This is a genomic window from Vibrio sp. R15-SG3-ISO1B, from assembly GCF_059833835.1.
In genome coordinates this window covers 1-6,218 of the sequence record NZ_JCBDGG010000019.1, presented here as the reverse complement: position 1 = coordinate 6,218, position 6,218 = coordinate 1, and the positions used below count along the sequence as shown (strand labels likewise).

Here is a 6,218-nt window from a genome sequence, read left to right as displayed (position 1 = left end):
AGCAAGCCCGTGAATGCCTTTGTTGAGTTGCTGTCGTCAGAGCTTATTTGGCAAGAGGGTCAGCAGCACGAGTTATTGATCGAATCTGGTATCGTGCAGCTTGAGCCGAAAGAGCAAGGCTGGCAAGTGAATGCTCACTCACTTCAGTTTTTAACCGACAATACCCCTTGGCCAGAACTCGATATCGCCTTTGCTTGGCAACCGCAGCATTGGCAACTCAATGTCTCGCAGCTGGATATCCAAGCGCTAACCCCTTTGATTAAGTTGGCGCCAGACTCCGCCGCCACCACCGACATGATCGAGACGCTGGCTGTGGGCGGCTTAGTGGAAGACTTACGTGTGTCCGCATATGGAGATTGGCAGAGCCTGACCTACTCGGCCGATCTTAGCGAAGGTAAAATGGCGCAATGGGAACTCTTGCCGGGGCTGCACTACTTGACGGCGTCGGTGAGTGGCGATCTTCATCAAGCGCGCGCGCAAGTGAGTATTTTTGACGATGTCTTACCTTACGGTGAGGTGTTTCAAGCGCCGCTGAACATCAAACAAGGCCATGCGGATGTCGTTTGGCAGCGCGATGAGCAAGGTTGGTCTTTGTGGGCAGACAAGGTCACCGCGGCGACGCCAGATTTGCAAGTCTTAGGCGCCTTTCGTCTCGACTTTCCCAACGGAAAAAGTCCCTTTCTTTCGTTTTACAGTGAAGCGGATCTATACAACGCAGGCGAGACTTGGCGCTATTTACCGACGTTAGCCCTTGGGCGCAACTTGACCGACTATCTGTCGACCGCGATTCAAGCAGGGCGGGTCAATACGGCCAAGCTGCTTTGGTATGGCGAGTTGGGCAATTTTCCCTACCACCAGAATAACGGTATGTTTCAAGCCTGGGTGGGGTTAAAAGAGGCCAAGTTCAGTTTTGACACCGCTTGGCCACCCATCACCGATTTGCAGTTGGATTTGCTGTTCCAAAACGATGCGATGTATCTCGATTCTGAAAGTGCAACCTTGATGGATGTCGAGGCGAAACGCATCACAGGGCGCATTCCTGCTTTGGCGCCCAATGGCCATATTGAGATAGAAGCGCACGCGGTTGCCCAAGGCAACGCAGTTCGTGACTACATGACCGCTTCGCCATTGGTTGATTCTGTCGGCGCGGCGCTGACCGCCGTGCAAGTGGATGGTGAAGTCGACTCACAATTCCAGTTGATGATCCCATTTCACGGCGGCGCAGAGGCGCGTGCTTGGGGGTACGCGGATCTCAAGCAGAGCCACGTTACGATCAATACGCCGCCAATGACACTCGAAGCCGTCAGTGGCCGGATAGAATTTGATAATGACGTAGTGCAAGCCGCGGGGCTCTCTGCGGAGCTATTGGATCAGCCCGTGTGGATTGATTTCCATGGCGAGAATGTCGCCAAAGGCTACGGAGTCGGCATTGATATGGTCGGTGACTGGGATGTCAAACCTCTGGTGCCGTACCTTGGTGAACGTTGGTTAACCCCATTATCTGGCCATGCGCAGTGGCGCAGTGACATTGATATTCAGCTTAATGACGTTGGCTTTACTTATCAGGTTGAAACCGAAGCAGATCTCAAATACCTTGTCAGTGACTACCCTTACCCACTCAATAAAGCGAGTAAAGTGGAGGGCAAAGCCCTGCTGCAAGCCTCTGGCAATCAGCAGAGCATCAGTGCCCGATTGCAATTGCCGCAAGTGAAATATCAGGCTGAGATTGATATCACGGACGATGTGCCGCAGTTGCAAGCGACCAATTTCGTGGTCGGGCGTGGTAGCTACAAGCTCACGCCGTTCGCTGGCCATGATGCGTCAATTCGGATTGATAAATTTAGCCTAGACCAATGGTTAGACGTCGCGTTTAAGCCAAGCGAGTCTACTTCTGAAGGGGTCATCAGTCAGATGAGCATGCCACAGATCCCCGCGCTACAACGGGCAGAGATCAAGGTCAAAGAGCTCGAACTGGCAGGGATCAAATGGAATGACGTCGACTTCTCCGCCAAGCGCAAGAATCTCGGTTGGCACATGACCATCGACAGCCAAGAAGCACTCGGTGAGGCGAACTATATTGAGCCCTACGACCTCTCCGTCGCCTTTGAACGCTTGCACATCTACGTGCCAGGGTTAGAGGAGTCCTTGAGCCAAACGCCGGAGCCTCTGCTCGAGCCGCTCACCCAACCGCTAGAGAAGGCGCCGCTCATCACCGATTTTGAGCGCGCGTTGCATCGCCAATTGCCTAATATTACTCTAGCGATTGACGACTTTTGGGTGCAAGGCTACAAAGTGGGTCGTGCGCATTTGGATCTTCAGCGCCGTGACAACAAGTTAGAGTGGAAGAAGCTGTCGTTCCAAAGCGGGGACAACCAGGTCGATGTGAGTGGCTGGTGGGCGTTGGACGGCGATCAAAGCCACACACAAATGACGCTGGCGGTCTCGGGCGAAAACAACAGTGATGTCATGGAGCGATTTGGTATCTCCTCGGGCATCCAACGAGCGCCGTTTGATATTCGCTCTGAGGTGGAGTGGGATGGTTCTCCGTGGGCCACACAAGTGAGCACCATGGAGGGGGAGGTCAATGTGAAGCTGGGCAAAGGAATGATCTCCGATGTCAGTGGCGCGGCGCGTCTGCTTGGCCTCTTTAGTTTGGATTCGATCATCCGCAAAATGCAGCTCGACTTTACCGATGTGTTCGACAAAGGGATGGCGTTCAACTCCATTACTGGCTCTGGTCAGATTAAAAATGGCGTTTTCCTGACCAACGATATTCGGATGGATGCGGTGTCGGGTGAAATGACCATCAAAGGGTTAGCCAACCTCAATACGCGCACGGTGGATGCCGAGGTGAATTTCACCCCAGACATTACGTCAGGCATTCCCGTCTTAACTGCGTTTGCAGTGACGCCGCAGACGGCGCTGTATGTCCTCGCCATCACCACGGTGATTTCACCGGTGGTCGAAGTGTTCACTCAGGTCAATTATGAAGTGAAAGGACCGATGGATTCACCGGTCGTCAAAGAGCTGTCTCGCAGTAAAGGGGAATTCAAATTGCCAGAGCGCTTACGCGACGCGGTTAAATAAGGAGAAGACTCATGGAACGAGTTGCACTGATTCAGATGACCTCAGGCCCGAATCCGCAAGACAACTTGGCCCACATCGCCAAGCAGGTTGAAGCGGTAGCGAAAGCGGGGGCGCAGCTTGTGGTTACCCCGGAAAACGCACTGGTGTTTGGTCAGCGAGCGGGTTATCACCGCCACGCTGAACCTTTAGGGGATGGCCCGCTACAATCGGCGCTTGCCGCCATGGCGCAGCAGTGGGGAGTGTGGTTAGTCATTGGCAGTATGCCGATCCGCACGGCCAATGGCGTGACCACGACCTCTGTGGTGTTCGACCGCACCGGACGCCTTGTCGGCCACTACGATAAACTGCATATGTTCGATGTCGATGTTGCCGATGGTCACGGACGTTACCGCGAATCCGAAACCTTCACGCCCGGCGAGGAGATCGTCACACTCGACACGCCCTTTGGCCACCTCGGCTTATCCATCTGTTATGATGTACGTTTTCCCCAGTTGTATAATGAGCTTGTCAGACGCGGCGCGACGCTGATTTTAGTCCCGGCGGCGTTTACTGCCGTGACAGGGCAAGCGCACTGGGAAGCGCTATTGAGAGCCAGAGCGATTGAAACCCAATCTTGGGTACTGGCGGTCAATCAGACGGGCACACATGAAGGCGGCCGAGAAACCTGGGGCCATTCTATGGTCATCTCCCCTTGGGGCGAAGTGGTGGCGACGCTGGCGCGTGAGGTCGATAACTTGGTCGTCGAGATTGACATAAAACAGGTCGCAAGCTGTCGAAGCGCGATGCCCGTTGGGCAACATTCACGATTCGACAATCAATTCATTCCGGTTCGATAAGCGATGCCTATCGACTCGTCAAACCATTAACGTTAAGAGCGAAGTATGACCATTAACCTTGTAGAAGATGCCTTGTTGAAACCAGCTGGGCTGAGCGAAAGTGACGTCGCACAGACGCTAGCGAGCATCGCGACTCGTCAAATTGACTACGCCGATATCTACTTCCAATCCAGTTGGCATGAGTCACTGGTTTTGGAAGACAGCATCATCAAAGATGGCTCATTTAACATCGATTGCGGTGTGGGTGTGCGAGCGGTCTCAGGCGAGAAAACCGGTTTTGCTTACTCCGACCAAATTCAGCTTGAGGGCTTGAAACAGAGCGCGGTTGCAGCGCGCGGTATTGCCAAGCAGGGGCAAAATGCTCAGGTACAAGCGTTCAAGCGCAGTGATAACCAACACATCTATGCAGCGGTCAATCCGCTAGACAGTTGGGAGAAAGAGCAAAAGACGACGCTACTTAAACAGATCGATGCCTACATTCGTACCAAAGAGCCACTGATCAAAGAAGTGTCGGTGAGCCTGAGCGGTGTCCATGAGCAGATGCTTGTCGCGGCAACAGACGGCACTTACGCTGGTGATGTTCGTCCGTTGGTGCGCCTGTCAATCAGTGTACTCGCGCATCGCGGCGAGCGCCGTGAACGAGGCAGTGCAGGCGGCGGTGGCCGATTTGGTTACGATTTCTTCTTAAGTGACAGCGATGGCGTGCAAGTGGCGTATCAATACGCAGATGAAGCGATTCGCATGGCGTTGGTCAACCTAGAGGCGGATGCCGCGCCTGCGGGTATGATGCCGGTGGTGCTGGGCTCGGGTTGGCCAGGAGTGCTGCTTCATGAAGCGGTCGGTCATGGCTTGGAAGGTGATTTCAACCGCAAAGAGTCATCGGTCTTTAGTGGCAAAGTGGGCGACAAAGTCACCTCGGATCTTTGTACTATTGTTGACGATGGCACGCTGAAAGATTTGCGTGGGTCACTCAACGTGGATGACGAAGGTGTGCATGGTCAATACAACACCTTAATTGAAAACGGCGTATTGAAAGGTTACATGCAAGATAAGCTCAACGCACGTTTGATGGGTGTAGCGCCGACCGGTAATGGTCGCCGTGAGTCTTATGCTCATCTACCTATGCCGCGCATGACCAATACTTACATGCTACCGGGTCAGCACACGCCTGAAGAGATTATCTCAACGGTGAAAAAAGGCCTTTACGCACCAAACTTCGGCGGTGGTCAGGTGGACATTACCTCGGGTAAATTTGTGTTCTCCGCATCGGAAGCGTACTTGATTGAAGACGGCAAGATCACGCGCCCAGTCAAAGGGGCGACGTTGATTGGCTCCGGCATTGAAGCGATGCAGCAAGTCTCCATGGTCGGTAACGATCTCAGTATCGACCGTGGCGTTGGCGTGTGTGGCAAAGCGGGGCAAAGTGTGCCGGTTGGCGTTGGTCAGCCGACGTTGAAGCTGGATGCGTTGACGGTTGGTGGGACGGAGTAAGATGAGTGCCTAGTTTCTAGATCCTAGTTCCTAGAGAGTGGTTGGGTGCCTAGTTTTGAGAGAAAATCTCTAAAACTAGGCACTTTTGTTTGGGGCGGATTTAAATGCCGTCACGCTCGATTGGGCAGCTCATGCAGCGCGCTCCGCCGCGGCCGCGGCCGAGTTCATTGCCGGGAATGGTTAACACTTCAATGCCCGCCTTGTCGTACTTCTCATTGGTGTAGACGTTGCGCTCGTAACCGATCACCACGCCTGGTTTCACCGTCAAGACGTTGTTGGCATCATTCCACTGCTCACGTTCGGCTTCATAGCTATCGCCGCCTGTGGTGATGATTTTCAGATAATCGAGCCCTAACGCTTGTTCAATGGCGTGAACGAAACTCGGTACTTTCTCGACCTGCATCTCGCCATCGTCTTTGGCACTTAAACGCCACGTCTCCAGATCTTTGCGCATGATCTCTGGATAGACAGAGAAGGTATCAACATCCATATGAGTCATGACGGTGTCGAGGTGCATACACGAACGATGTTTGGGAAGATCAATGGCGATCACTTCTTTGGCTTGGCCATGTTTAAACAAGGTCGCCGCTAGGTTCTCAACCCCTTGTGGTGCCGTGCGCTCAGACATGCCAATCAGCACCGCGCCTTTGCCGATCACCAACACATCGCCGCCCTCAATATTGGCGTTGTCGTAATGAAGATCTTCATCACCGAAGTATTTAATGAAGTCCTGCCCCGCAAACACTGGATGCCAGCGGTAAATGGCACGCAGGTGGTTGGTTTCACGCTGACGGGCTGGCTTCA

At 53.6% G+C, this 6,218-nt stretch carries 4 protein-coding genes; 3 read left to right on the top strand and 1 reads right to left on the bottom strand.

Annotated features, from left to right (window positions below; all coding sequences use genetic code 11):
• The 3 genes from AC6R0S_RS05430 to tldD form a co-directional block, all read left to right on the top strand.
• On the top strand, positions 1-3,087 hold a 3,087-nt coding region (locus tag AC6R0S_RS05430), incomplete at its 5' end, for a YhdP family protein (protein ID WP_500637406.1).
• 11 nt (positions 3,088-3,098) lie between these two features.
• On the top strand, positions 3,099-3,923 hold the full coding sequence (locus AC6R0S_RS05425) for a carbon-nitrogen hydrolase family protein (protein WP_500637405.1): 825 nt from the start codon (positions 3,099-3,101) through the stop codon (positions 3,921-3,923).
• 45 nt (positions 3,924-3,968) lie between these two features.
• On the top strand, positions 3,969-5,414 hold the full coding sequence (gene tldD / locus AC6R0S_RS05420; RefSeq protein ID WP_500637404.1) for a metalloprotease TldD: 1,446 nt from the start codon (positions 3,969-3,971) through the stop codon (positions 5,412-5,414).
• Positions 5,415-5,514: 100 nt separating this feature from the next.
• Here tldD and AC6R0S_RS05415 read toward each other — a convergent pair.
• A partial coding sequence (locus AC6R0S_RS05415; RefSeq protein ID WP_500637403.1) for an arginine deiminase family protein occupies positions 5,515-6,218 on the bottom strand: 704 nt, incomplete at its 5' end.

Coding starts and splice junctions, on each gene's coding strand:
- AC6R0S_RS05425 (WP_500637405.1), top strand. CDS start 3,099: ATGGAACGAGTTGCACTGATTCAGATGACCTCAGGCCCGAATCCGCAA.
- tldD (WP_500637404.1), top strand. CDS start 3,969: ATGACCATTAACCTTGTAGAAGATGCCTTGTTGAAACCAGCTGGGCTG.